General features: G+C 56.8%; 19 protein-coding genes, 1 tRNA gene and 3 pseudogenes. 8 read left to right on the top strand and 15 right to left on the bottom strand.

Annotation, left to right across the window (positions count from 1 at the left end):
• Window positions 1-10: 10 nt before the first annotated feature.
• The 7 genes and pseudogenes from JCM15831_RS21815 to JCM15831_RS02985 form a co-directional block, all read right to left on the bottom strand.
• The gene (locus JCM15831_RS21815; RefSeq protein WP_025822616.1) at window positions 11-304 is read right to left on the bottom strand and encodes a ComF family protein; all 294 of its coding nucleotides are present in this window, start codon (window positions 302-304) and stop codon (window positions 11-13) included.
• Window positions 286-567 carry a ComF family protein gene (locus tag JCM15831_RS21810; RefSeq protein ID WP_025822614.1) on the bottom strand — a complete coding sequence of 94 codons (282 nt, stop codon included), beginning with the start codon at window positions 565-567 and terminating at the stop codon, window positions 286-288. Before JCM15831_RS21810 ends, JCM15831_RS21815 begins: the two co-directional genes overlap by 19 nt.
• The gene (locus tag JCM15831_RS23850; protein ID WP_373277602.1) at window positions 504-803 is read right to left on the bottom strand and encodes a double zinc ribbon domain-containing protein; all 300 of its coding nucleotides are present in this window, start codon (window positions 801-803) and stop codon (window positions 504-506) included. Before JCM15831_RS23850 ends, JCM15831_RS21810 begins: the two co-directional genes overlap by 64 nt.
• Entirely contained in the window at window positions 800-976 is a 177-nt protein-coding gene (locus tag JCM15831_RS20800; protein ID WP_084490527.1) for a DUF3553 domain-containing protein, read from the bottom strand. Before JCM15831_RS20800 ends, JCM15831_RS23850 begins: the two co-directional genes overlap by 4 nt.
• Window positions 973-2,430: pseudogene (locus tag JCM15831_RS23845) on the bottom strand (phosphomannomutase/phosphoglucomutase). Before JCM15831_RS23845 ends, JCM15831_RS20800 begins: the two are co-directional and overlap by 4 nt.
• Window positions 2,430-3,305, bottom strand: a complete 876-nt coding sequence (gene galU / locus JCM15831_RS02990) for a UTP--glucose-1-phosphate uridylyltransferase GalU (protein WP_025822611.1) — start codon at window positions 3,303-3,305, stop codon at window positions 2,430-2,432. The pseudogene JCM15831_RS23845 and the gene galU overlap by 1 nt, the downstream one beginning before the upstream one ends.
• A gap of 275 nt (window positions 3,306-3,580) precedes the next feature.
• Window positions 3,581-3,666: transfer RNA gene (locus JCM15831_RS02985), tRNA-Leu, on the bottom strand.
• Between the two features lie 57 nt (window positions 3,667-3,723).
• On the opposite strand from JCM15831_RS02985, the gene lipB reads away from it, so the two are divergent.
• The gene (gene lipB / locus JCM15831_RS02980) at window positions 3,724-4,488 is read left to right on the top strand and encodes a lipoyl(octanoyl) transferase LipB (RefSeq protein WP_084490526.1); all 765 of its coding nucleotides are present in this window, start codon (window positions 3,724-3,726) and stop codon (window positions 4,486-4,488) included.
• On the opposite strand, the gene JCM15831_RS02975 is transcribed toward lipB, so the two are convergent.
• Together JCM15831_RS02975 and JCM15831_RS02970 are read right to left on the bottom strand one after the other, a co-directional pair.
• The gene (locus tag JCM15831_RS02975) at window positions 4,392-4,982 is read right to left on the bottom strand and encodes a LolA family protein (RefSeq protein ID WP_025822608.1); all 591 of its coding nucleotides are present in this window, start codon (window positions 4,980-4,982) and stop codon (window positions 4,392-4,394) included. The genes lipB and JCM15831_RS02975 overlap by 97 nt on opposite strands.
• Window positions 4,979-5,266, bottom strand: coding sequence for a BolA family protein (locus JCM15831_RS02970; RefSeq protein ID WP_025822606.1), 288 nt, complete (start codon window positions 5,264-5,266; stop codon window positions 4,979-4,981). Before JCM15831_RS02970 ends, JCM15831_RS02975 begins: the two co-directional genes overlap by 4 nt.
• A gap of 51 nt (window positions 5,267-5,317) precedes the next feature.
• On the opposite strand from JCM15831_RS02970, the gene JCM15831_RS02965 reads away from it, so the two are divergent.
• The 3 genes from JCM15831_RS02965 to JCM15831_RS16230 all read left to right on the top strand — a co-directional run bounded on the left by JCM15831_RS02965 (window position 5,318) and on the right by JCM15831_RS16230 (window position 8,910).
• Window positions 5,318-5,905, top strand: coding sequence for a DnaJ domain-containing protein (locus tag JCM15831_RS02965; RefSeq protein ID WP_035773753.1), 588 nt, complete (start codon window positions 5,318-5,320; stop codon window positions 5,903-5,905).
• A gap of 112 nt (window positions 5,906-6,017) precedes the next feature.
• Window positions 6,018-7,034 (top strand): AAA family ATPase, encoded by a 1,017-nt coding sequence (locus tag JCM15831_RS02960; RefSeq protein ID WP_025822602.1) that lies wholly within the window; start codon window positions 6,018-6,020, stop codon window positions 7,032-7,034.
• Between the two features lie 13 nt (window positions 7,035-7,047).
• A complete protein-coding gene (locus JCM15831_RS16230) occupies window positions 7,048-8,910 on the top strand; it encodes a cobaltochelatase CobT-related protein (RefSeq protein WP_035773751.1) in 1,863 nt (620 codons plus the stop codon).
• A 56-nt stretch (window positions 8,911-8,966) separates the two neighbouring features.
• Here the strand turns inward: JCM15831_RS16230 and JCM15831_RS16225 are convergent.
• Window positions 8,967-10,377: pseudogene (locus JCM15831_RS16225) on the bottom strand (pyridoxal phosphate-dependent decarboxylase family protein).
• A 165-nt stretch (window positions 10,378-10,542) separates the two neighbouring features.
• Between JCM15831_RS16225 and JCM15831_RS02945 the strand changes: the two are divergent.
• Complete coding sequence (locus JCM15831_RS02945; RefSeq protein WP_035773749.1) at window positions 10,543-11,454, top strand: hypothetical protein; 912 nt, start codon at window positions 10,543-10,545, stop codon at window positions 11,452-11,454.
• Between the two features lie 52 nt (window positions 11,455-11,506).
• Here JCM15831_RS02945 and JCM15831_RS02940 read toward each other — a convergent pair whose 3' ends face one another.
• Complete coding sequence (locus tag JCM15831_RS02940) at window positions 11,507-12,139, bottom strand: nitroreductase family protein (protein WP_025822598.1); 633 nt, start codon at window positions 12,137-12,139, stop codon at window positions 11,507-11,509.
• A gap of 106 nt (window positions 12,140-12,245) precedes the next feature.
• Window positions 12,246-13,211 (bottom strand): AraC family transcriptional regulator, encoded by a 966-nt coding sequence (locus JCM15831_RS02935; protein ID WP_025822596.1) that lies wholly within the window; start codon window positions 13,209-13,211, stop codon window positions 12,246-12,248.
• A gap of 325 nt (window positions 13,212-13,536) precedes the next feature.
• Here JCM15831_RS02935 and JCM15831_RS02930 point away from each other — a divergent pair, with 325 nt between their 5' ends.
• Both JCM15831_RS02930 and JCM15831_RS02925 read left to right on the top strand, forming a co-directional pair.
• Window positions 13,537-13,734, top strand: a complete 198-nt coding sequence (locus JCM15831_RS02930; RefSeq protein ID WP_025822594.1) for a hypothetical protein — start codon at window positions 13,537-13,539, stop codon at window positions 13,732-13,734.
• The gene (locus tag JCM15831_RS02925) at window positions 13,731-14,492 is read left to right on the top strand and encodes an SDR family oxidoreductase (RefSeq protein WP_025822592.1); all 762 of its coding nucleotides are present in this window, start codon (window positions 13,731-13,733) and stop codon (window positions 14,490-14,492) included. Before JCM15831_RS02930 ends, JCM15831_RS02925 begins: the two co-directional genes overlap by 4 nt.
• Window positions 14,493-14,785: 293 nt before the next feature.
• Here JCM15831_RS02925 and JCM15831_RS02920 read toward each other — a convergent pair whose 3' ends face one another.
• The gene (locus JCM15831_RS02920; RefSeq protein ID WP_025822590.1) at window positions 14,786-16,945 is read right to left on the bottom strand and encodes a hypothetical protein; all 2,160 of its coding nucleotides are present in this window, start codon (window positions 16,943-16,945) and stop codon (window positions 14,786-14,788) included.
• Between the two features lie 492 nt (window positions 16,946-17,437).
• Between JCM15831_RS02920 and JCM15831_RS20795 the strand changes: the two are divergent.
• Window positions 17,438-17,933: pseudogene (locus JCM15831_RS20795) on the top strand (IS5/IS1182 family transposase); the annotation flags it as partial.
• 278 nt (window positions 17,934-18,211) lie between these two features.
• Here JCM15831_RS20795 and JCM15831_RS21325 read toward each other — a convergent pair.
• Together JCM15831_RS21325 and mfd are read right to left on the bottom strand one after the other, a co-directional pair.
• Complete coding sequence (locus JCM15831_RS21325; RefSeq protein WP_025822588.1) at window positions 18,212-18,988, bottom strand: class I SAM-dependent methyltransferase; 777 nt, start codon at window positions 18,986-18,988, stop codon at window positions 18,212-18,214.
• A 575-nt stretch (window positions 18,989-19,563) separates the two neighbouring features.
• Complete coding sequence (mfd, locus tag JCM15831_RS02910) at window positions 19,564-23,019, bottom strand: transcription-repair coupling factor (protein WP_025822586.1); 3,456 nt, start codon at window positions 23,017-23,019, stop codon at window positions 19,564-19,566.
• Window positions 23,020-23,036 lie beyond the last annotated feature (17 nt).

Genomic DNA, 23,036 nt, shown 5'->3' with positions numbered 1-23,036 from the left:
TCCCTCGCGTCTATTCAGAAATATCACCGGAAACGCCGGAACCTTCCGCCAGCTTTACGGTCCGAGCCGCGACCAGAAGGTCCACGCGCTTTGCTCCCGCCCGTCTCAGGTGCCTTGCGCAAATGGAGGCGGTTGCGCCCGTGGTCAAGATATCGTCGATCAGAACGACATGCCGATCGACGATTCGGTGTCTCTGTGCCTCTGTGATGTCGAAAGCATTCTCAAGGGCCGCAGCGCGTTGGCTTTTGAAAAGTGTCGCGAGTGTCCGGGTGGGATAACGACGGGTCAGGGCATCGGCACCCAAGCCAACCCCGCATGGGATCGGGCAATTTGCTTCGCCAGGATAGAAGCCTGATTGAAGCGCCGATGCCAGAACCTGCGGAAATGCAACGGTACTGGCACGAGGAGATCGGCTTTCGAAAGCATACCCGAGGCGACAGCACTCATCGCCCGAGCCAGGAACGGCGCGTTCTCCAACCGATCTCCATATTTGAGACCCAGAATCAGGCGACGTGCCGTGCCTTCATAAACAAAAGCCGCTTTTGCCTCCTGCCAGGGATAGGGCAAAGCCGTGCATTGAGAGCATCTGCCTCGGCATCGGCGTAATCGCTGGAGGGCAAAGGCATCGCACAATGGGTGCAGGACAAGATAATCGTCGCCAGATCACGGAAACAAGACACGCAGACCAGCCCCGTTTCGCTACTTTCCGAACCGCAGGCAAGGCAGATGGGTGGAAAGACCCAGTCAAGCGCAAAGCGGCATAGACCCGCACTCCACTTGCCATAGACGTGGCCTCGCTTCACTCCAACACGATCAGATCAACACGCAGAGTATTCACCAGGACCTTACCCTGATTCTCAAAATTGATCGTGACACGATCTCCGGTCACGCTCTGAATCTGGCCCACGCCCCAGTCGGGGCAATCAGGATGGGTCACGAACTGACCGGGCTCAAAAAAACTGCTGGGCGCTCTCATACAATTGTCCCGGCAACTTGCACGGGATCGCTGCCCTGCGACCTGATCGGAAACCCTTCGATTTGCGGCAAGAAAAGACCCTCTTCTTCCAGAAGCGCGGCAATCCGCGCGATCAGTGCACCGCAGGTCTCATGATCTCGACCTTCGGCACGGGCAACAAGAGCAGGCTGGGTGTTCGAGGCTCTCAGCAACCACCACCCCCCTTTCTCTCTGACCCTTATGCCGTCGATCGTTGTCATGTCCTCGCCCGACGCGGCGCAGCGGGCGGTAACCCTCTCGATCACCGAGAATTTCTGTTCGTCCGCACACTCGAAGCGGATCTCTGGTGTCGCGACAAGCTGGGGGAGCGCGTCACACAACTCCGAGAGTGGACGCTCCTGTCGAGACAGGAAATCCATCACCCTGATCGCGGCGTAGAGTCCATCATCAAAACCCGACCACCGATCGGCAAAGAAGAAGTGACCGGACATTTCTCCCGCAAAAGAGGCCCCTGCTCTCCGCATCGCGCGCTTGACTTCAGAATGCCCGCTTGGACACATGTCTACCTTCCCCCCGGCGTCCACGACGCCATCGAACAGGGTCTGAGACATCTTCACATCTGCAAGAATCACGGCATCCGGATTATCGGCGATGATGGCGCGCGCCAGCAGCAGGCTGAGCCTGTCCGCAGATGATGGCTCCTTTCTCATCGACGACACCAAGACGATCGGCATCTCCATCGAAGGCGAAGCCGATATCCGCGTGCCTCTCTCTCACCGCGCACTGAAGCTGCACCATGTTTTCGGGTAGGGTCGGGTCCGGATGATGCGCGGGAAACAGCCCGTCCACAGCCCCGTTCAGAACAAGATGAACACCGGGAAGACGCTCAACCAGACGGGCCAGCACCTCTCCGGCTGAGGAATGACTATTGTCCCAGACAATACGCAACGGGCGTGTCCCCGCGCTCAGCCCGTCGGCCAGAGCCTCTTCGTAGGATGCCCTCGCCTGGCGTGAGAGCGTTTCAGCTCCTCCGCGCTTTGGTTCTTCAGCAACACCCTGACGCGCCTGACACGCGAGCTCCTGCAAGGCTTTGCCGAAAAAAGGCTGGTTTTCGAGCATGATCTTGAAACCATTATACCGATCGGGTTGTGGCTTCCCGTTACCATGATCGCGCCCGACGCCTTTCGCGCGACAGACGTAAAATAAAGCTCCGGAGTGGGGCAGCACCCAAGACGCGTCACGCTCATCCCCCCCGAAAGAAGCCCTTCGAGCAACGCCTGCTCCAGCGCGGGGGAAGACAGCCGCCCGTCGTGACCGATCACAACGTCGTTTTTCCCCAGCTCTCGCAGCACAGACGAAAAAACGACGCCCAAAGCTCGGGCGTCGTTCTCGAAAAGCGTCTCGCCGACGATCCCACGGATATCATATTCCCGCAGGATCGACGGATGGAACTCATGCCGAAACAGAGTATCCATCAGGCATCGGCATATTTCTTGATGAACCCGCGCATGGCCTCGCGCAGATCGGGACGCTCGAGAGCAAACGCAATCTGCGCCTCCAGATAACCGGCCTTGTCACCGCAATCGTAACGCGTGCCTTCGTAGCGCAGTCCGTGGAACGGCGTATGACCGATCATCTTGGCCATCGCGTCCGTCAGCTGGACTTCACCACCAGCCCCACGCTCCAGCTTGGAGAGATGGGTCATGATTTCCGGCAACAGCACGTATCGACCGATGATGGAAAGATTGGAAGGTGCGTCTTCCGGGTTTGGCTTTTCGACCAGTCCCTTTACTTCGACCAGCTTTCCGTCATCCTTGCCGACATCGAGAATGCCGTAACGATTGGTGTGCTCCTTGGGCACCTCCGAAACCGCGACGACGTTACCGCCGGTCTGGTTGTAAACGTCAACGAGCTGGGCCACGCATCCCTTTTCTCCCTGAACGATATCGTCAGGGAGAAGAATTGCAAAAGGGTCATCCCCGATGAAGGAGCGCGCGCACCAGATGGCATGACCAAGCCCGAGAGGTTCCTGCTGGCGCACAGCAGCGAGCGAGCCCGCTTCGATCGTGCTTGGCTGCAGCGTCTCGAGAAGGGAGTTCTTGCCACGCTCACGCAGCGTTGTCTCAAGTTCGAAGGCCACGTCGAAATAATCGATCAGGCTATCTTTGCCGCGACCGGTAATCAGGCAGAACTGGTCGATACCGGCTTTGCGCGCTTCGTCGATCGCATACTGAATAAGAGGGCGATCCACGACCGGAAGCATCTCTTTTGGCATTGCCTTGGTAGCTGGGAGAAAGCGTGTTCCCATTCCAGCAACGGGGAGAACGGCTTTTCTGAGCGGCTTGATCACGATATCCGACCTTTTGACCTTATTAAGAGTATGCTGCGCAATCTGAAACACTGTGGTTCTGAGAAAACCCTCAGACCGCACCCCAGATTGCACGAGACCAGTTTCACTTCCACCATCTGGCAGCAAAACTTCGGCAAAGTGATGGCACGCACTTAAATCTTCACAAAACGCATCGGCAGTCACAAGCAAGATTGCTGCAACAAGTTCGTTTTGTTTCAATTTTTAGGTTTTTTTGGTGGACTGGCACCCCCGTTAGGGGGTGCTTCCAGTTCCGATGGTGCGGTCGAGAAGACTCGAACTTCCACGGGGTTGCCCCCACAAGCACCTCAAGCTTGCGCGTCTACCATTCCGCCACGACCGCATCGTGACAAGCGGCCCGCTCTGGGCGATACCGCTCGTGTGAAGGGGGCTATAGCCGATGACTGATGAGCAGGCAATCGCCGAAAAGGCGATTTTCGACAAAATATTCTGGAAAAAGGAAAAAGAGCTGGTTCCTTACGAACGCGCCTTTGCAGAGATGCAAAACAGGGCCGCTGCCATTCGAACGGGTGATGCCGAGGAGCGTCTATGGTTTCTCGAACACCCTCGCCTCTATACGGCCGGAACTTCAGCAAAACCGTCAGACCTGTTGAATCCGGACAACCTGCCTACCTACGACGCAGGTAGGGGCGGACAATGGACCTATCACGGCCCCGGACAGAGAATTGTCTATGTGATGCTCGATTTGCATCGCTCCCACGGCCCCACGCCGCCCCGCGATCTGCGCGCCTTCGTGCAAAGCCTGGAGCGCTGGATTATTGCGAGCCTTGCATCGCTCGGCGTCGCAAGCCGCATAGAATGCGGCCGCATTGGCGTCTGGGTCGATGACCCTCAGACGGGTCTGGAAACAAAAATCGCTGCAATCGGCATCAGAGTGAGCCGCTGGGTTTCGTGGCACGGCATCTCGATCAATCTCGATCCGCGGCTGAGCGACTTCGACGGAATCATTCCCTGCGGAATCAGGGAGTACGGCGTCACAAGCCTTAAGCGGTTCAACCCGGACCTGACCATGGACGATCTGGACCGGGCACTGATTTCCACTTGGCCTCAGTTTTTCGGTGCGTCCCCTGTTTGCATCACGTCAGAGAGTGAGAGCTCGATTCTGTTACCGCGGGCGTCGACACCGTCGAGTGACGAAAGCTGAAGTCGATCGCCTTCATCCTTCAATCTCAGTGTCAGAAGGCCCTGAGACGGATTATTAGCTTCCGCGAGGGAGATCTGCGTCGCACCCGGTGTAGTCTGCAGATCCGTCACCCGGATTGCGCCGACAAAGCGCACAGGGACGTGCAGCAGCAGACCTAAAGGGTGACGTGCCAGACTGACCCGCGTGACGGCCCCGGTCTGCGAATCGTCGAGCACGAGATGTGTGCCCGCGGCGCGCAGCGTCATCACATGCGGGGTCACATAATCGAGAGAGAGGGCGCCGGGACGGTAGGTAAAATGACCTGCTCCACCGTTTCGTCCGGGGCCGACCTGAACGAAATGCCCCTCAAGCGTGCCCGAACGATTGAGGGCCTCCTCGACACGGTGAGCCTCGCTTCTCTGGGTTGCAGAGAGCCCGTCAGTTCCACTTACGGCACAGCCAGCAAGCACGAAAACAGAAGCGAGCGCGGAGACGAAGCGAAGCCGGGCGCTCATGCGTCTGCAGGTGCGGAAAGCGTCAAGGAGAGCGCGTGAAGCCCCGTCGAAAACTCTGGCTTGAGGATCTCATTGACCAGTCGATGACGGGCGACCCGGTTCAATCCCTCGAAGCGGGTACTCACAACGGTCATCGTGAAATGGGTCTCATCGCCTTCCACGCCATTGCGACCGGCGTGATGGGCGTGCCGCTTGCTGTCATCGCGTATGGTCAGGGTGACAGGCTGCAATTCGCTCTCCAATACCGCCTTCATGCGCGCGGCACGTTCCTTTAGATCAGTCATGGTCACTCCCTTCTTGCATCAGCGTGTCTTAGGACGCACATAAACCCGATCATGCAGCGCAAATCCACAAAACATAGGGCCTTTGACCCGGATCCAGACGCCCCGGAGCGCTATTGCGATATGCCCGGCTGCACCGAGCATGCAGGATATCGTGCTCCCAAAGACCGTACGCAACTGCGCCAGTATTTCTGGTTCTGCCTTGGGCATGTGCGCCAGTACAATGCACGCTGGGATTTCTATAAGGGTATGAGCGCGGGCCAGATCGAGGCGCAATTGCGCGCTGACGTCTCCTGGCAACGCCCATCCTGGAAACTCGGCACACGAGGCGGCCAACAATTCGATGAAGAGGAGGTGCTCGACCCGCTCGATATCCTCTCTTCAACCCGCGCGCGACGCGCCCAGGCGGCCAAACAGCGTCATCAGCAGGCGCGTGAATCCGTCCCTCCGGCCCTGCGCGACCATCTTCAGGCGCTTGCGCTCGACTGGCCTGTGACAGTCGATACGCTGAAGGCCCGCTACAAGGAACTGGCGCGAAAGCACCACCCGGACGCCAACGCGGGAGACCTCTCGGCCGAGGAGCGTTTCAAGACGGTGAGCGTCGCCTATAGTGCGATTCGCGCCCATCTCACCAATCTTTAGCCATTTTTAATGCGCGTTTCCCTCTGGCCATCGAATGGAACATGACCATATCCTCGGCCAGAACCAGACATGACAGAACCTCGCCAGATCGAGTGAAAGACGGATTCATACCATGAGCGATCTCGCCTCCATCGACGCACCGGAAACAGTTGTCAGCGCCGAGCAGAACGCGGTGCCGACCCATGTCCTTGGCGCGCCCGATCGGATCGTCTCTGCCCGTGACGTCTTCGGGATCGACTGCGATATGGAAGTGCCTGCCTTTTCCATCCGCACCGAACATGTCCCCGATATCGACCCGAGCTATCAATTCGATTGCGACACCACGCGAGCGATCCTAGCCGGGTTCGCGCATAACCGCCGCGTGATGGTGCAAGGCTTCCACGGTACCGGGAAATCCTCGCATATCGAGCAGATTGCGGCCCGACTGAACTGGCCGACAGTACGTATCAATCTGGATAGCCATATTTCGCGTATCGATCTAATCGGCAAGGACGCCATCGTTCTGCGCGACGGCAAGCAGATCACCGAGTTCCGCGAGGGATTGCTCCCCTGGTGTCTGCAACATCCCTGCGCCCTCATTTTCGATGAATACGATGCGGGTCGCCCGGATGTGATGTTCGTCATCCAGCGCGTGCTTGAGGCCGAAGGCCATCTCACACTGCTCGACCAGAACCGTGTCCTTCGTCCTCACTCAGGCTTTCGCTTGTTTGCGACGGCCAACACGGTCGGACTTGGCGATACGACCGGGCTCTATCACGGCACCCAGCAGATCAATCAGGGTCAGATGGACCGCTGGAATATCGTGGCGTCGCTCAACTACCTGCCACTGGAGCAGGAAGTGGGCATCGTACGATCGAAGCTGAAACTGGGCGACGAAGCCGCTGTGACCAAGAAACTCGAAAGCATGGTTGCGCTTGCCAATCTGACGCGCGCCGGATTCATGGCTGGGGATATCTCGACAGTCATGTCCCCTCGCGCCGTGATCACATGGGCGGAGAACGAACGCATCTTCGGCAATCTGGCCTTTGCGTTCCGCTTGACCTTCCTGAACAAATGCGACGAGGCCGAGCGCGGCATCGTCGCAGAGTATTACCAGCGCTGCTTCAATCATTCGCCACTGAACACCTGAAGGGGGCGGGTCCATGGCTTCCCCCAGACCGAAGGCGCCTGACAGGAACGCGACCGATCTCGCTCTGCCGGGCAGTGAGCGTACCGACGCTTTCAGACGCGCGACCACGGCGGCTCTGCGCGCGATCTCCGGCGAACCCGAAACCGAAATTAGTTTTGCTGCTTCTGCTGCGGCAAAGCAGGGCAAGGGCGTTCAGCTTCCTTATGTATCGCGCGCCCTCACCCCTGCGGAGATGCAGCGTGTGCGTGGCGCGGCCGATGCAGCGGCATTACGGCTGAAACATCACAACTCGGCCCTCGCCCCTTTGCCGCAAAGCGCCGATACGGCCGAGACGAGACCGCTTTACGACGCTCTTGAGCAGGTACGTTGCGAAGTCTTCGGATCGCGCCACATGGCAGGCGTGCAGGCCAATTTGCATCAGAAGCTGGTGCAGGAATGTCAGGAAAGCGGCTTCAGCCGCATGAGCGCACGCGATGATATGCCTGCCTCAGCCGCTTTGCCGCTTCTCGTGCGTGAAGCGCTCTCGGGCACTCCCTCGCCTTCACAAGCCGGTAAAGCTCTCAAGGCATGGCGCGAAACGCTGACCCCCGACGCGCAGCGTGCCCTGCAGAAGCTTGCATCCTCCCAGACGGACCAGAAGCGTTTTGCCGATGCCTGCTCGGGGCTGTTCAAGGCATTCGACCTGACCGAAGAGCCGGAACAGAACGAGCAGAGCGACGCTGACGATCCCGATCAGGATGATGACAGCCAGATTGACACCGATCAGCCTGAGGACGAGCCCTCCCAGCAGGAGCAGGACGACAGCGAAACGAACGGTTTTCAGCCTGAGCCGACCGAGCAGCCTGACAGCAGCGATGCGAGCGATTCCGACTTCCAGGATGAGGGCGCGGAACAACCTGCAGGATCGCTCGACGACAAGGACGGGGAAGAAGACGAGGCTGGGGCAGCGCCACCTGCCTATAAAGTGTTCAGCACGGCTTTCGATGAGGAGGCCGACGCCGCCGAGCTATGCGACCCGGAGGAGCTGGCACGGCTGAGACAACAGCTCGATCAGCAATTGAGCAGCCTGCAAGGGGTGGTCTCCCGCCTCGCCCATCGTCTGCAACGCAAACTGATGGCGCAGCAGCAGCGCTCCTGGGCATTCGATCAGGAAGAGGGCATTCTCGACGCGGCGCGGCTTGCGCGCGTGGTCGCCAACCCGACCCTCACCTTGTCCTACAAGACAGAGCGTCAGGCTGAATTCCGCGATACGGTGGTGACACTTCTGATCGATAATTCCGGCTCGATGCGCGGACGGCCGATCTCGGTCGCTGCGATGTGCGGCGACATCCTTGCGCGCACGCTCGAACGCTGCGGCGTCAAAACCGAAGTTCTCGGCTTTACGACGCGCGCCTGGAAGGGCGGACAGAGCCGTGAGCGCTGGGTCACTGCCGGACGCCCCACCGATCCCGGGCGCCTGAACGATCTGCGTCACATCATTTACAAGGACGCGGACACACCGCTTCGACGGGCGCGCGATAATCTTGGATTGATGCTGCGCGAAGGGCTGCTCAAGGAAAATATCGATGGTGAGGCGCTGCTCTGGGCCTGGAAACGCCTGCGCCGCCGACCCGAGCATCGTCGTATCCTGATGGTGATTTCCGATGGTGCCCCGGTCGATGACAGCACGTTTTCGACCAATCCAAGCTCGTATCTGGAAGACCATCTGCGATCGGTCATCGCCCGTATCGAAGGTGCTCCTGAGACTGAGCTGCTTGCCATCGGGATTGGCCATGACGTGACGCGCTATTATCGCAATTCAGTCACGCTCACCAACGCCGAGGAGCTAGGCGGCACGATGATCAAACAGCTCTCAGACCTGTTTATCGCGCGCTGAATTCTTTCTGGACGCGCATCCCGATCTGTAAGGATCGATGCGCGTCCTACCTTTCGTCACGGTGCGTGTTTTTCGGCGAGCTTCGTAATCTGATCCAGCATCGCGTCGATCGTACGACGTGTTGTGCGGTGGTTGACGATTGCCGCCCGGATCACCAGCCGTCCCTCGATCCGCGTGGTTGAGGCGCGGCCACGCCGCTTTCATGCAGATCTTTCACTAGCTCATCGACCGCCTCATCCTCAAGATCGACAAGGGTGAAGCACACGATGTTAAGCGCAACCGGCGCCATCAGCAGATATCGCGCATCGTTTTCAATCCGCTCGGCCAGGTAGCGGGCGACGTCGCAGCATGTTGCAACCATTTCGCCCAGACGATTTGTGCCGTAATGCGCAAGTGTCATCCAAACCTTGAGCGCCCGGAAACCCCGTGACAAGTCCGGCCCAAAATCGCAGGGCCAGGGAGCATTACCAGCAAGCCCGCGATCGGCACGGGTCAGATAGCTCAGAGACTGGGCAAAGGCCTGAGCGTGCGCGGCGCGGTCCCGCACTAGCACACAGCCCGCGTCGTAGGCACCTGACCCCATTTGTGGAAATCGAGCGCAAGGCTGTCTGCTCTTTCGATCCCATCGAGCATGATCGCATGTTCGGGCGAAAGCCGGGCAAACGCCCCGAAGGCCCCATCGACATGAAACCAGCATTTTTCCGCCTGCGCGATATCGGCCAGAGCCTCAAGTGGATCGACAGCCCCGCAATCCACACTCCCCGCCGTGCCGATGATGATGAAGGGATGATAACCGGCTTCGCGATCCTCACGGATACGCTGAGCAAGCGCGAGGTCGTCCATACGATGCAGCTCATCGACCGGGATGAGGCGCAGGGCATCGCTGCCGAGCCCCGCAAGATCGAAAGCCCGACTGACGCAGCCATGAGCCGTCTCAGCGGCATAACCGACCAGTTTCCGGCCCGAGAGCCCTTCCCGGCGTAGCTCAGGTGAGACCACACGGCTGGCCGTGATGACACCAATGAAATTAGCCAAAGAGGAACCCGTGACGAGACAGCCAGACGCCTCTTTCGGCATCCCGACCATCTCGGCGGCCCATCGAATCACCTGACGCTCGACTTCGATAGCGGCGTGATCCCTCCCGCCGCAATTATCGTTGAGGCTGGCCGAGAGAAGCTCTGCTAAGATGCCGATTGGCGTTCCTGCACCCTGTACCCAGCCCATAAACCCCGGATGGGGGTTTCCGTTGGAATAGGGACGGATCTGATCTAGAAATTGCCCATAAAGCGCTTCTGCGTCCTGTCCTTTCTCCGGCAGATCCAGGTTGAACGCATCGCGAGCCTGTTGAGGCATGGGCTGCCAGACCGGCCCGTCGCCCATCTGCTCTGCACGATCGAACACATCGTCGAGCATCCGATGAGCGAGCGCACGCAGCGGCGCAAAATCTTCCGGGTCCAGTCCACTCATTGCTCTCATCCCTCTGGCAGCATCTTGGCATCTCATGAAGCCTGCCTTGTTGTCGCGACCTTATCGAGCTCCGAAACGATCAGGGCAAGAAGTCCACTCCTCTCCCCCGCTTATCTCCCTCCGCTACGCCCCACTCCTGCCGCAAAAAGGCAGTTGTCTAACGGAATGAACAGCCTCATCGTGACGCCCATGAAATACGCCACAGCCTCTCTCCTAACCGTGCTCGCAATGGGGGCCCTCCCGCAGATAGCACGTGCTGATGCCATACCGGCCACTTGCCTGAGCACTGACTCAGCGTCGCGAGTCATGGGTGCTTCCAGTCTCACCATGACAGGCTACTCGGCCCGCCTCGCCGAAACCGGAGCGCGCCTGCATGTGCAGCAGGTCACGGCACGGGATAAACAGGGTCATCTGACGTTATCGAATCTTCGCGATGCGAACGGCCTTGTTTCTTTGGGCGTGCTCAAGCTGGTTCATAACAGCGCCCCAGCGAGTTGTCGTAGCGTCGAGGGACGCCCTGCCCTGCACACCCTTCGCGATGCCCTGCATCAAGGGGCAGTAGCAGAAATGATCTGGAACGACGTGGCCGTTTCGGAGGGGAACAAACAGTATTCAGCAAAACAGATCACCGTCACGCTGCATGCAGGGCAGGCCCCGGGCAGTATCGACCTTGCTGTGACCTCGACCGGGCTTTCTGCCCCAGGAGGCTCTGCTCTGCCGAACAGCCTGCGAGCCACGCTGACGATCCCTGAGCAAACGCTCGAAAATCCGAATGCTCCGTCAGGGAAAATCACCATCTCGTCGCTTGAAGCGCTCTGGGCCAAGGGGCGTCTGGATGGATCAGGCTGGGCGACAATCGGCCATAACGCGGCCAGCAGCAGTGGCGCCCTCCATCTGGCGATTACCGATCTCGGAGACCTGCTGACGACTATCCGCCCAGTGGTTCCGGCAGGCATTACGACTGCGCTTTCAATCGCCCAGTTTATGGGGCATCGCAACGGTAATCAGGTTTTATGGGATCTGACACTCGAGAGCGGCATCCTCAAGGTCAATTCCATCCCCATTCCTGTCAATTGAAGAGACTCCGAGGGCGCCACTTGCTCGCCCTCTGGAGACCGGGTGATCTGGCTCAATCGATGAAATGAACCAGCTCGTCCATTGGACGGCGGACTTTCACCAGACCTGCATTCCAGTCATGCTCGGCGTCGCGATAGCCCAGCGGTAACAGGGCAACACTGCGTAGACCCTGTGCTCGCAGGTCGAGAAGAGCGTCGAGGGCCTCATTATCGAACCCCTCCATCGGGGTTGAGTCGATCCGCTCCTCCGCTGCTGCAATCAACGCGCTTCCCAAAGCGATGTAGACCTGCTTTGCGGCCTGAACGAAATGGGCTTCCTCGTCCATTTCCGCAAAGCGCTGATGCAGATAGGCTCTGTAGGCCTCGAGACCGGCATTAGCCCCACCCCGCTCGGTGTTGGTCAGGTCGAACATGTAATCGATGCGCTCCGGGGTGAAACGATCCCAAGCGGCAAAGACGAGCAGATGGGCGCATTCCTCAACCTGACGTTGATTCATGGCAATCGGCCGGATCTGCGCTTTCAGATCCGCCGTTGAAATCACACGTAATTCGAAGGGCTGCAAACCACTCGATGTTGCCGTCAGCCTGACAGCCTCGAGAATACGATCCAGCGCCTCGCGCGCGATCGGAGCGCCGTTCATGCTCTTCGCCGCGTGGCGCCATTTCAGGTTATCGATCAAAGTCATCACTTCATCTCCTTGTTTGGTTCCTTATCGTCGATCGTATTGGGACGATAAATGACTAAAACGGCTTTTTATCGGCTTAAAGCGCCAAGTTACAGACCAATTGCCATCAAACTTCGGCTGCCGCCGCATGCTCTTTTGACGCGACAGGTCGGCGGTAAGCCCCGGGGGGACATTTCATATGCTTCGCGAAAACAGCCCGAAAGGCCCGCTCCGATTTGTAACCCACCGCAACTGCGATACTTTCAGTTTTCATCGAAGGACTGTGACGCAGCAGATCCGCAGCACGCGCCATCCGCCATGCCGTAAGGTGCTCCAGGGGCGTCTGGCCCACACGCTCCCGGAAACGGCTCGCGAAGGCCGAGCGCGACATGCCGATCTCACGAGCGATCCGGGCAACCGTCCATGGGCAGGCAATATTGCCGTGCATGACTTTCAGAGCCGCATGAATTTTCTGATCTGACATCGCGCGGAGCCATCCGGTAGCCCGTGACTTATCTGCTGCATCGACCGAACGCCGGATGGTCTGCATCAGGAGTATTTCGGCCAGCCTGTCGACAATCCCGCCTGCGCCGGGAGCTTCACGTGCAATTTCCTCACGCATCATGTCCATGATGTGACGGGTCGAAGACTCTCCCTGACGAGACGATCCGTGCAAAAGCGCTGGCAATTCGCGGATCAAGAGCGGAGCCTCCGCCGATGGAAACGTAAAGCACCCGACCAAAAGCGAGACCGCATCGTCCGTAAAAGGAAGGCTGGTGGTCTCGCCCAGATCTAACGAGCTCGTCGCACGCCAATGAGCGACCTGCCACTCTTCAAGCTCAAGCGTCTCATCTATGGTCGGGTCACTGCGCAAATAGAAAGGAGAAGGCAGGGGAAGAAAGACAAAGTCTCCCCTCTCCAGAGCAAGGGGCTGCTCGCCTTCGAGGCTCAACCAGCACTTGCCTTCTGTCACAGCCAGGAACGCTCCGTGCTGTCTCGGAAAACGGATTCCATAGCGCCCGGAAAGCGTCACCCGTCCCCAGATCTCCCCTCGGGTCCTCACCGAGGCGAAGACTTTACTCAGAAGATCCACCTCTCCCTCCTCTCACTCGTCGTCGTTCAATTTCGCACCATTTCGGCGCAATGAGCCGGATAGGCGGATTTATGAGGATAGATCGTCTCACAGCAAGCGATATTCTGCGCCTTCACATTTGAGAGAGATGGAGCATGAACCCGCTTTATAACCGGATAGGCGCCGCACATAGCATCCTGACAAATTTGAATAGCCGCTACTGTTGCTGCCTCCTCAACTCAGCAGGTGAGGAACTCATGTTCTTCAGAAGCAATAAGATCCTGGCTGCCAGCGAGACGCTCGCTCACGCCAAGCACTCACGGCCTACGCGTTTCAGCGTAACACAGTGGAATTCGCAGGCGAGGACGGGCTTGTCACCGCCATCAAGGACACGCGGTTCTGCTTCCTCGCAGGCGGGGTCATGTTTCATGACCCGTCAGGCCACCCCCTTTATCTCGGTCTATCCACCGATCGACCCGAGCTGGACCATCAGGCTGCGCTCGATGCGGCCAAAGCCCTCACCTCACAGGAGAGAAGATCATGAGCAAAATCCTCATCACCGGCGCAGGCACAGGATTTGGCCGCCTTCTTGCTTTCTCGCTTGCACGCCGCGGCCATCGCGTCCACGCCAGCGTCGAACTCACGTCTCAGGTGGGCGCACTCCGCCGGGATGCCGAACAGCAAGGGGTCGATCTGGAGATTTTCCGCCTCGACATCACCTCCCCTCTGGACCGGGCTCACGCCCTGCGCGAGAAATACGACATCCTCGTCAATAATGCGGGCATCGGTGAAGGCGGCTCTTTGGCCGACATGCCGGATGAGGTGCTTCGTCGCCAATTCGAGGTCAATCTTTTCGGGACGGTCGCTCTCACACGCGACTATCTGCACGCAAGGCGAGACGCCGGTCCGACCCGCGTCATTTTCATCTCTTCAATCGCGGGTATCGTCACCCTCCCTTTCGGCGGCGCCTATTGCGGTTCCAAGCACGCTCTTGAATCAGTAGCGCAGTCGCTTCACCAGGAATTCGCTGAACGCGACGTGACGATTGCGACCATCAATCCCGGTCCGTATCAGACGAACTTCAATGATCTCATCATGGAGGGTCCCCGTTACTGGAAAAGTGAGAAAGATCTCTTCGATTACAGTGATCTGAAGTTCCCGCTGCCACAGTACAAGGCCGATCAGGACATCGAGACCATGGCGGACATCACGCTCGACCCAACCTCGCGCTTTCGCAACATTCTCCCCCGCGACCTGGAGGAGAAAATCCGCGAGCAGGAAAAAGACGTCTGGAACTGGTAGGAACGCAGCAACCAGAAGCAGGCATCGACCATACATTATCCGTGTTGTCGCTGTCGCGCCTGCCTTCTTTGGCCCGAGGACCCCGGCAAGCGCGACCAGACCGAGATATCAATCCGAACCTATTCAACCTTACATGAGTGATTCAGAGTTGATGTTTGTCGCATCGAGGCAGGGTTACAGGACCATCAAATGCCCTTTGGCCGACATCTCCATCACCAAAGGACCGAACCGGAACTGGCGCGTCATGCGATTTCGCACGAGGCGCCGCTGGCTGCTCACGCCGAACGACGATTTCAGGACATCGATACAATTGAAGACGTGTTTACGGAGTCTTGATAATTGATATTTTTCGATCTGTCATAGGTAATTGTCGGATCTTTTACCGTGTACTTGGCAGTGACATCATTCTGAGATCCCCTACCAGCAGTTGTCTCAACCCCAATATAATTTCCTGCCATATACCAGTTACTGAGGTTACTGAGCTCCCCACGAAGATCGGGGCGTACAGTCGACATCGCTCTAATGGCAGCCATCAACCCTTTGTTCACGTCGATCGTCGTCTTGTACATCACCCCATCGTTGGATGACGATTGAGGATTAATATACGAGCCCGAACCACCATTAACGTTATAAATGGAACCGCCCAGCGTATACGGTATCATCGCGTAAGGCGGGGGAGCGCCTCGAGAATCAACCATTTGAAACTGCAAGAAGATACCAAAACTCATATTGGCACTATGATAATTGATGGTAAAATTTATTCCTGCCTGAAAATTACCTGTATTACCCCTATTATAATCGCTAATCCCCTGCTCGAAGGACGCCGTTATCTGATGATCGAATGAATATTTACGATCTATATCTCTAACGCTCGACAGCTGCACATCGAGAAACTTTCCGCCCTGAGCGGCCATTTGATAGACATAATGCCCATCCTTAGGGTCGCGGAACACTGTGTAGTCAGTCTTGCCGGCTGACGATGTGGCTGATCCTTGTGTCCAGTGACCAATGGAAGCGCCGTATCTCTTATCCCAAGCCTGCGATGACGTCCCAGCCGCAGGATCAAGCGGCGACTGACCGTTCCATTGAATCACACCCCAATCAGGAGAGCTTCCCCCCGCTAACGCCGGAAGCCTGTCATTATATTGAGGAGCTCCGTTGACCACGCCTTGCGTGTTCATCTTGAGATTTGGACCATCCACACTCGGATTGGACAAGATATTCTCAAACATCGGCGCGAATTTACTGTCACGTAAATCTGAGATGGTGCGTCCTTTGCCGATCTCAAATTGATAAGCGGAAATCTCAGACGAGGTAAGCTCTCGTCCTAGTACCTCCCGCCCCGCTCGAACAATGGCGTCATAAGCCTCGGGATAATGAGCAAGGTCCATGCGTGCACGGCTGATATCGTAGTTCCCAGCCCCAATCGAATTCGCCGTCGCGTCGCGCCATGGTTGGTTGTGTTCCGCCCAATAAGGATGCCCCATGATCGTCGGAATCATGTTCTCCAGAGCGTTCAGCGCCTCGGGATAATGAGCAAGGTCCATGCGTGCACGGCTGATATCGTAGTTCCCAGCCCCAATCGAATTCGCCGTCGCATCACGCCATGGTTGGTTGTGTTCCGCCCAGTAAGGATGCCCCATGATCGTCGGAATCATGTTCTCCAACTGGTCATAGGAAGACGCACTATGCGCTTCGTGCCAGCGATAATCCTGCTTGGACCATCCCCCACCAATCATATTGCCCGCATAGTCGCGGTCCTGAGGGCCGGGATCCCTACCATGGACATCGCGGAAGATCTGGTCATATTGCCCGTCATTAGCAGTCCAGTGTGCGAGATCCTGTCGAGCCTGCTCTAGCTTCAATGCTCCGCTGGAGATCTTCTCAGCTTTATCCCTGACCCAATCGTCATCACCCGGAGTGAGGGGACGTCCTTGAACAGTTCCGATCATCTCTTTCAACTGCTCTTCCATGCTCGCTGAAAAGACCCTCGGCTCCACCATCAAAGCTGTAGACGCACTCAGGAACTTCAGCGGAGGTGCACCTGTCGCCCCATCCGTAGAAAGAGCCTGTTGCTCAGCAATTTGCTTTGCGAAATGTTGAGCAACTTGTTCTCCGCCCTGAGGAAGGGCCACTGCCTGCTTTGTGCCCTGTAGCGCATGCACGTCGGACACAGCGTCTGCGTCAGCCTTAACTAAAAGCTGATCAACCAACGCCTGCACGTCTTTCCCCTGCGCCTGCTGACCTATGAGACGATCCTGGACACGCCCTGCGTTGTGATCCGAAAAGAGATATCCTGTCTGCGAAAAAGATCCCGATGCAGGGAGCGATACCGTACTCGTTTCAGCACCTGACATGCCGCTGCCGATAGGGCGTATCAGCTCATCGCTTGCCGAAAGAGGAAATAAGACGTCAGGGCGATGACTGGATATGAGGGAGTGCGTCTCGGACATGGCTGATAATTCCCGTTACTTATTGTAACAAAAATCGGCAGAATCAATGCAGAATCAAGTAAATTTTTCTGGAGATTTATTATAGATAATTATATGAGTCGATATTATAAGTAACTAGTTCTTTATATGGGTAGTTTATATCGAATATTTTGCTCAAAGTGATCGCTGCATTCCACACGCTTTCTGATTTCGATGATTGCCCGGCTGAAGCGCTTTGATCAACGATGAGCGTTCCAGGCCATGACGCTTGTACTTGACGCGCTGCCTCAATCGGCAAATTTCCGACTCCGAATGGATTTATCTTCGACAAATTCACCCGCTTCTCGTGATGACGTCTCTGCCTCTCAACGTGGCACGAAAGTCATTTCTTCAATGCTCGCAATAGGTCATCACTCCCGAATACAAGTCAGGCTCTGGGGCCAGAGATCTGGATATGAAAATCTGATTCAAGCTCTGCGAGCAGACTGAAGATGAGCGATCTATAATGGCTGACGAACGAGCAGGAGGCGCGAGCTGAGCGGGATCTTCTTGGTGAACCGCAACGGGTTGCGCTGGCAGATGCTCTACGGGAGTACGGCCCGCACAAGACACTCGATGATAGCTGGAACCATCAGGGTGCTGCAGGGGTTTTTGCTCAAATAATGAATGGCCTGTCCGCGGCCTGATCGAATCGCCAGATAATTATGATCGACGCGACCTATCTCAAGGCCTACCGCACGGCCTCGAGTCCACGGGTAAAAAAGGGGGTTTAGACCGCCTGATCGGGCGGACCAGAGGGCGCATGAACACCGAACTGCACGCGGTAACGGACAGGGACAGGCTGGGAGAACAAGGGAGCAAGTCCTGCATCACGGGACGTAAATCCCGCAAGACGCCCGTGAGTTGCGACAAACGCAAATATCGGCGCCGCAATCGTAACGAAATCATGTTCGGAAGGCCCAAGGACTGGAGGCGCGTCACAACTGCAAACAGGTGTTGCGGGATCTGACACTCGGAAGTGACATCCTCAAGGTCAATTCCATTCCAATTCCTTTCGATTAAGCAAGGCCGCCTTGACACCTTCCAGCAGCAGCCCTTCTCAGTTTTCCGGAATGATGTTCACTGAATTTGCACATCGATCGTCAGCGCCAGACTCCAAAAAGCTAAATGGTGAAGCGTCCGCCAGATAGTCCGTCGATATCGCACCTGACTCTTGCAGCGCCCCTTAGGGATTTGGGATGCCGCATAGCTCAGTAGCCGAAGGAAAGACGAAGCCGCTCAGGCACTTCACAAATGGAGAGTCTTAGGAGGCCCCTTGATCCCCTTCTCCAAAACAACGATTCCTTGATAGAACCTAATCGAAAGAAGAAAAGTACTTATTCCATAAATATCGAGGGATTTTGCGAAATTTTCACCATGCATACTGAGTTCATTGTAGGAATATCGAGAAAATACTTCATTTTGCATATCGACCAGAGACTTGAAAAAATCCACTGAAGTAGACTTTACGTCTCTGTACTCGTCCGTATTCCCCCAATACATACACTCAAGATCCTCGACTAAATACAACCCTTCTGACCGCAATCCATGCTCAAAAAGAGAAATAAAAGATTTAATCTGGTCGGAGGCTTTGTGGCTGCCATCATCAATAATGATATCGAAGGGACCGTGCTGGTCAATAACGTGGCTGAGGAACGCGTCATCTCCCTGCAATCCTATCTCCACAAAAATATTATTCTCCGGACTGTGGTACGAAAGACAGACTGGATCGATATCAATGCCGACAATTTTACACCCCTCTCCGAAAAACTCTTTCCATAATTTTAAGGAAGCCCCTTTATAGACGCCAATTTCAAGTATTTTGGGGCTTTTATTAACAAAATAAGAAAATTCTCTATCATATATTTTAAAATAATCCAGCCATTTGTGGCCACCAGGGATACTCTTCCAGATTCTTCCGGATTTAGTATCGTTAATTTCTACACATTCTCTTTCTGGAGATGATAGAAGTACGCGTTTATTTGCAAACAAAGAATTTGCTTTGATTTCGCTTTTGTCAATCACTATATTGAACCCCTAACGTTTTTAATAGGACAATTATCGTATCTATTGATAATCTCTACCAATAAATAAATGAATAATAGTGTAAAATTGATCTCTCTCGAGCGAAAGAATTTCAAAAATATAGAACCCAGCCTATCTGAGCGCTTTTACCACCGCCACCTCCTTTCGATCCTTCCGAAAGTTAATCATCCTGTATCTCAATCTAAAATAAAAACATTGATGCTAGGAATAGCCTTTACTTGGAAAAATTCCTAAACGGAAAAATGGCGCACACGGATAAATCGGAGAGCATCAACCCAAGCTCCATCAAGATTGATCGGCAAACTAAGCTGAAAGTAAAGCAGCGTTCATTGGCCGCAGATCATCGCCAGCTAATCTCATTCTCGCTCAATTTGCAGGAAGCTTCGTGCTCGCACAACGCCGGACATGATCTTCCGTGTTTAGCGCTTGGCTACTGCCGCCTTCACCCTCAGCATCGCGCTCGCACTATGCGAAATTCGTCCTCCCGCTCTATAAGCCAGCGTATCTCAAACGTCTTTGCATCTTACAAAATTTTCGCCTGCACTTTTGACCTCTCAGCTGTTATCTTTCTCCGCTAGCTTCTTCATGGCGCTCATCACTTTGCGCGCCATGGTAATACGCTGGGCATTCGTCATTTCCCGCACGACGGCCAGCTTCTGATCCGGGCGGAGTTTGACACCCTGATCCTTATGACGCTCGACCCATTTCAGCAGCCCCATCGGGTTGCGGAATTTGCGGTTACGGAACTGGATCACCATTCCTTTCGGTCCAGCCTCCAGTCGATCCACCCCAGCCGCACTGCACAGGCGCTTGATCACGACGACGTCGAGCAGATTTTCCACTTCCTGAGGGAGCGATCCGAAGCGATCCACCATCTCGGCGCGCATCGCTTCAAGCTCTGCCTCTCCCTCCAGTCGCGCAATACGCCGATAGAGGCCGAGACGCACCGGGAGATCGCGCACATAGGCCTCCGGGATCAGAACCGGCAGGCCCAGAATGATATTCGGTGTCCAGTCCTTGTCTTCCTCGCGCTTCTGATCCTTCTGCAGGCGCATGGTCGTCACAGCGTCTTCAAGCATCTGCTGATAAAGCTCGATGCCGACTTCCTTGATATGACCTGACTGTTCGTCACCGAGCAAATTGCCCGCACCACGCAAATCGAGATCATGCGATGCCAGCGTGAAGCCTGCCCCGAGCGTGTCGAGGGTCTGCATGATCTCAAGCCGCTTTTCAGATGCCGGAGACAGGCGATGGCTCTGCGGCCAGGTCAGATAGGCATAACCGCGCTGCTTGCCACGCCCGACGCGACCGCGAAGCTGATAGAGTTGCCCGAGACCGAACAGATCTGCGCGATGGATGATCAGCGTGTTCACCGCAGGCATGTCGAGACCACTCTCGACGATATTGGTCGATAAGAGAATATCGTAACGCCCGTCGGAGAACTCGGTCATGACGCGCTCAAGTTCGGCAGGCGTCAGACGCCCATGGGCCTGAACCGTCTTGGCGTCGGGCACGATGTCGCGCAGACGCTCGGCCATGCGATCCATATCCTCGATACGAGGCACGACACAGAAAATCTGCCCTCCACGAAAACGCTCGCGCTGGATCGCCTCGCGGATCATGACGCTATCGAAAGGCGTGATGAACGTCCGTACTGCCAACCTGTCTGTCGGGGGTGTGGCGATGAGACTCATCTCGCGTACGCCCGTCAGCGAGAGCTGAAGCGTACGGGGCAGCGGCGTGGCGGACAACGTCAGTACATGAACGTCCTCGCGCAGGGATTTCAGACGTTCCTTGTGTGCAACGCCGAAATGCTGCTCCTCATCGATAATCAGAAGACCCAGATTGGCAAACCCGACCGATTTCGCAATCAGCGCATGGGTGCCGACCACAATATCGACCTGCCCCTCTTCGAGCGCACGGCGCGTTTCAGCCGCCTCCTTGGCGGTAACAAGGCGCGAGAGCTGCGCAATCCGCACGGGAAAGCCCTCGAAGCGTGTTGAGAAGCTGCGGAAATGCTGACGCGCCAGAAGTGTTGTCGGCACGACGACAGCGACCTGAACACCAGAGAGCGCGGCAACGAACGCCGCCCGCAACGCCACTTCCGTCTTGCCGAAGCCGACGTCGCCGCAGACCAGTCGATCCATCGGACGACCGGATGTCAGATCTTCCAGCACATCTGCAATAGCGCGCGACTGATCTTCCGTCTCGACAAACGGGAACCGGGCGCAGAACTCATCCCACATGCCCTCTGCAGGAATGAGCGAGGGCGCCTCTCTCATGGCGCGTCCGGCCGCGGTACGAATCAACTCACCCGCCATATCGCGGATGCGTTCCTTCATCTTGGCCTTGCGCGCCTGCCAGGCCTGTCCGCCCAGCTTGTCGAGCGCAACACCGCCCTGCTCCGATCCGAAACGGCTCAGAAGCTCGATATTCTCGACCGGCAGAAACAGTTTCTGCGCGCCGTCATAAAGTAGTCTCAGGCAGTCATGCGGCGCCACACCATCGCTGACGGTCTCCAGCCCCTCATAGCGTCCAATGCCGTACTCGGCGTGAACGACCAGATCGCCCTCGGCGATCTCTGACGCCTCGGTGATGAACTGCTCGGCACGACGCTTTCGCCGTGGGGGACGGGCAATCCGCTCGCCCAGCAAATCCTGCTCCGAGATGAAGGCCATGCGATCGGCCACAAAACCGCGTTCCAGCCCGAGCAGGATAAGACCGACCGTCCCCGGGGCGATTCCTGCCGCCGAGGCCCAGCTATCATGCATCTCTGTCGTAAAGCGGTGTTCCTTGAGCAGCGAGGCGATGCGCTCGCGCGATCCCCTGCTCCAGGCCGTGACATAGCACCGTCGCCCTGCTTTCTCCCAAGCCTCAAGCTGGGTACGCAGCGCATCGAACGCCCCCTCACGTGTGCCATCCTTGCCCCGCACGAAAATCGGTCCGGGTCGCCCCCCGGCATCCAGCCCCTGAACGGTGTCGGGTTTGGCAAACGGATTGAGCGCGATGCTGGGCACGCGCGCCAGCATCGCATCCCATCCGTTCCGGTTGAGATAAAGGAGATGGGACGGCAAGGCGCGATAGATGGCCTCCCCTTCCCGCGCAGGCGCTTTTCTGGCTTCGAAATGATCGGCGATCATCTCCAGCCGTGCCTTGAGAATATCAGGCACCTGATGGTCGAAACTTACCGAGGCATCCGGCAGATAGTCGATCAATGTCTCCATCTGCTCATGAAAGAGCGGTATATAATGCTCGAGACCGGGGAAGCGTCTGGCATCACTCACATGCTCGTACAGAACATCCGATGCCGAGGACGGACCAAAGAGGTCACGCCAGGCTGAGCGAAAATGGCTGATCGCTTCGGGGCTGAGCGCATATTCGGAAACGGGCCGCAGCTTGAACGCATCGAGCGTGTCGGTCGAAAGCTGACTGGCGACATCGAAACGGCGGATGTTATCGACCTCGTCCCCGAACAGATCGAGTCGGATCGGTTCGCTCTCGCCCGCCGGATAGAGATCGAAGATACCGCCGCGAGTGGCGAATTCGCCTGCCTCCATCACCGTATCGGTGCGGGTATAGCCACTTGCCACCAGAAGCTCGATGAGCATCGCCTGATCGAGCGCCTCGCCTTTTTTCACCGAGATCGACTGATCGCGAAAAGCTTGCCTGGGGGGCACGCGCTGAACGAGGGCGTGCACAGTCGTCAGCACGATGCGCCGCGTCTTCCCCGCAGGCTCGAGCAGACGTGTCAGTGTCGCAGCACGCTCGGCCGTGATGGTCGGGTTCGGAGAGACCCGATCATAGGGAAGGCAGTCCCATGCCGGAAAGCGCAGCACGGTGACGTCCGGCTCGACATAGGCCAACATGTCCGCAAGGGCGGCCACGGCGGCATCGTCACGCGCGACATGGATCAGGGCGCCATCATGCTCGCCGAGACGGCGACGCAGCAAGAAGGCGGTATAGGCTTCCGGCACGCCCCAGAGGATCGGCCAGGTGGGGGTATCGGTCATCCAGAAATCCAAAGCAC

The sequence above is a fragment of the Asaia astilbis JCM 15831 genome (assembly GCF_000613845.1).
GTDB lineage: Bacteria > Pseudomonadota > Alphaproteobacteria > Acetobacterales > Acetobacteraceae > Asaia > Asaia astilbis.
The sequence above is the reverse complement of the archived record's forward strand: the minus strand, read 5'-3'. Positions and strand labels throughout refer to the sequence as shown.

What these genes read in the sequence shown, in the direction of transcription:
- JCM15831_RS20800 (WP_084490527.1), bottom strand. Translation starts at nt 976, where the DNA reads ATGAGAGCGCCCAGCAGTTTTTTTGAGCCCGGTCAGTTCGTGACCCAT.
- lipB (WP_084490526.1), top strand. Translation starts at nt 3,724, where the DNA reads ATGACTGATGAGCAGGCAATCGCCGAAAAGGCGATTTTCGACAAAATA.
- JCM15831_RS02975 (WP_025822608.1), bottom strand. Translation starts at nt 4,982, where the DNA reads ATGAGCGCCCGGCTTCGCTTCGTCTCCGCGCTCGCTTCTGTTTTCGTG.
- JCM15831_RS02970 (WP_025822606.1), bottom strand. Translation starts at nt 5,266, where the DNA reads ATGACTGATCTAAAGGAACGTGCCGCGCGCATGAAGGCGGTATTGGAG.
- JCM15831_RS02965 (WP_035773753.1), top strand. Translation starts at nt 5,318, where the DNA reads ATGCAGCGCAAATCCACAAAACATAGGGCCTTTGACCCGGATCCAGAC.
- JCM15831_RS02960 (WP_025822602.1), top strand. Translation starts at nt 6,018, where the DNA reads ATGAGCGATCTCGCCTCCATCGACGCACCGGAAACAGTTGTCAGCGCC.
- JCM15831_RS16230 (WP_035773751.1), top strand. Translation starts at nt 7,048, where the DNA reads ATGGCTTCCCCCAGACCGAAGGCGCCTGACAGGAACGCGACCGATCTC.
- JCM15831_RS02945 (WP_035773749.1), top strand. Translation starts at nt 10,543, where the DNA reads ATGAACAGCCTCATCGTGACGCCCATGAAATACGCCACAGCCTCTCTC.
- JCM15831_RS02940 (WP_025822598.1), bottom strand. Translation starts at nt 12,139, where the DNA reads ATGACTTTGATCGATAACCTGAAATGGCGCCACGCGGCGAAGAGCATG.
- JCM15831_RS02925 (WP_025822592.1), top strand. Translation starts at nt 13,731, where the DNA reads ATGAGCAAAATCCTCATCACCGGCGCAGGCACAGGATTTGGCCGCCTT.
- JCM15831_RS02920 (WP_025822590.1), bottom strand. Translation starts at nt 16,945, where the DNA reads ATGTCCGAGACGCACTCCCTCATATCCAGTCATCGCCCTGACGTCTTA.
- mfd (WP_025822586.1), bottom strand. Translation starts at nt 23,019, where the DNA reads ATGACCGATACCCCCACCTGGCCGATCCTCTGGGGCGTGCCGGAAGCC.